The organism is Kitasatospora putterlickiae (genome assembly GCF_039527695.1).
Taxonomy (GTDB): domain Bacteria; phylum Actinomycetota; class Actinomycetes; order Streptomycetales; family Streptomycetaceae; genus Kitasatospora; species Kitasatospora putterlickiae.
Genome location: NZ_BAAAKJ010000323.1, coordinates 11,168 through 13,235 on the forward strand (window position 1 = coordinate 11,168; position 2,068 = coordinate 13,235).

General features: G+C 73.9%; 2 protein-coding genes. One reads left to right on the forward strand and one right to left on the reverse strand.

Annotation, left to right across the window (positions count from 1 at the left end; genetic code table 11):
* Nucleotides 1-141: 141 nt before the first annotated feature.
* Nucleotides 142-1,005 carry a hypothetical protein gene (locus tag ABD308_RS30575; RefSeq protein WP_344342145.1) on the reverse strand — a complete coding sequence of 288 codons (864 nt, stop codon included), beginning with the start codon at nt 1,003-1,005 and terminating at the stop codon, nt 142-144.
* Nucleotides 1,006-1,639: 634 nt separating this feature from the next.
* Here ABD308_RS30575 and ABD308_RS30580 point away from each other — a divergent pair.
* Nucleotides 1,640-2,068: transglycosylase family protein (locus ABD308_RS30580; RefSeq protein ID WP_344342151.1), on the forward strand; the 429-nt coding region annotated here is incomplete at its 3' end.

Here is a 2,068-nt window from a genome sequence, read left to right on the forward strand (position 1 = left end):
GCTCGGCGGGCCCCGCGGCCGGGGTGTGGCCGGGGTGCCGGCCAGGTTGTCGGCCGGGTTGTCGGCCGGGTTGTCGGCCGGTCGGGCGTGGCCCGGGGTGAGGGGCGTGGGTGAGGCCCGCGGTCAGGCCCGGGGTGCGGCTCAGGTGCCGGCGAGCGGGAGGGAGGCCGCGACCACCTGGCCCATCGCCACCGCCCGCTCCAGCGCCTGCCGCAGCAGGTCCTCGCGCGGCTGCCGGCCGACCGTCCCGGCCGGGACGGCGTACATGGTGACCTCGCCGAGCTGGTTGGCGGCGAACCGCCAGGCGTCGGTGACCTGGAGGGGCTGGTGGGCCTGCCACCAGCCGGTGCTGCCGCCGGCCGCCGAGGGCTGGAGGACCGCGTGCAGCTTGCCCATCGCGACCAGCACCGACCAGCCGGGCAGCTGGTCCGGGGTCTTGTCGAGGTCGGTGACCGGCTGGAAGCCCGCGTCCTGGAGCAGGTCGAGGAACTCGTCCTCGCCCGTGATGGTGCCCGGGCGGCCGACCGGTCCGGTCGGCTCGACGACCAGGGAGGCGTGGCCGGTGTCGCCGTGCAGGACCAGCCCGCAGGTGATGCCGAGGATCGCGGCCTGGCCGGGCGTGCCGGGCCGTCCGCCGGACGGGGCGGAGACCGCGTCCGGCGCCGGGGCGGGCGCGGGGACCGGCGGTTGGGGCTGGGCGGGGACGGCCTCGGCGGCCGGGTCGCCCTGGGACTGGCTGATGCTGCGGACGGCGCCGGCCAGCTGCTCCTCGGAGACCGGGACCACCTGGGAGGGGATGCAGCGGGCGTGCGCGAAGGCCAGGACCGCCGTCTCCTCGCCGACGAACAGGACGGTGCTGGTGGGCTCCTGGAACGCGTCGCCGGGCGTGCGGCAGGAGGTGCACTCGTAGCTGTCGGGCGCGTGGGCGCCGCCGAGCAGGCGGTCGGCCTCGTCGTCGCCGATCTCGGAACGGACCTCGTCGCTGACGTCGAGCATGCGCGGCACTGGGTGTCTCCTCGGTGCGGTGTCGGTGCGGTGTCGGGGGTCGGAACGGGTGGGCGGCGGGCCGGCTCTGTTCGAGCCGAGGCGGGGGCGGCCCGGCCGTCCTGCCCAACGGGCCCTTGTGGCAGGGGTCACGGGTGGGGGGTCGGGGTGACGGGAATTGCCCCGGAATCGATCGCGGAGGGTGTCGGTGGCATCGCAATGTGTCGATCTCGGTGGCGGGAGTGCCGGAATCGAAGTGTGAGGTGAGCCACGGCCTGCGGATGTTTGATCTAGGAAATGTCGCTTAAAAAGGACATTTGGGACATGAATGGCAGGTTGTTACCGGCGGTAATCCCTTGCTGAGCTGGGGAGACCCGTAAGTGTTTGGATCCCCGGCGGCCGACTCGTAGCTTCTTTGGCGGTGCAACGAGCACCACCCGGGTTCACCCCCGACGCACAGCCCGCCGGTTCGTCCGGCGCCGGCCGTGCCCGCCGATGCGACCGCTCGAACAGGTCGCCGGTGCGTGGCGGGTGGCCAGGGGCGGCGTGGGACGTCCGATACGTCCCCGGCCGCCCGACGGACGCGGCGAGCGATTCCAGTCCTCTTCCAGGGCTTGGTTCCGCATGCCCGCCCGGGGCTGTCGAGAGGAACCTCATGACCTTCCGTAACGAGTCCGCCGCTGCCACCACCACCGCCGCCGCCACCAAGCGCAACCGCGTCCGGATGGCTGTCGTGGCGGGCGCCGCTGTCGCGGCCCTGCCGGTGGCCGGCCTCGTCACGGCCACCTCGGCCTCCGCCGCGTCCGTCTCCACCTGGGACGCCGTCGCCCAGTGCGAGAGCGGCGGCAACTGGGCCATCAACACCGGCAACGGTTTCTACGGCGGCCTGCAGTTCACCTCCAGCACCTGGGCCGCCTTCGGTGGCACCGCGTACGCCCCGCAGGCGAACCTGGCCACCAAGGCGCAGCAGATCGCCGTCGCGGAGAAGGTCCTCGCCTCGCAGGGCCCGGGCGCCTGGCCGGTCTGCTCCAAGAAGGCCGGCCTGACCAAGGGCGGCGCCCCGGCGGCGGTCGACACCTCGACG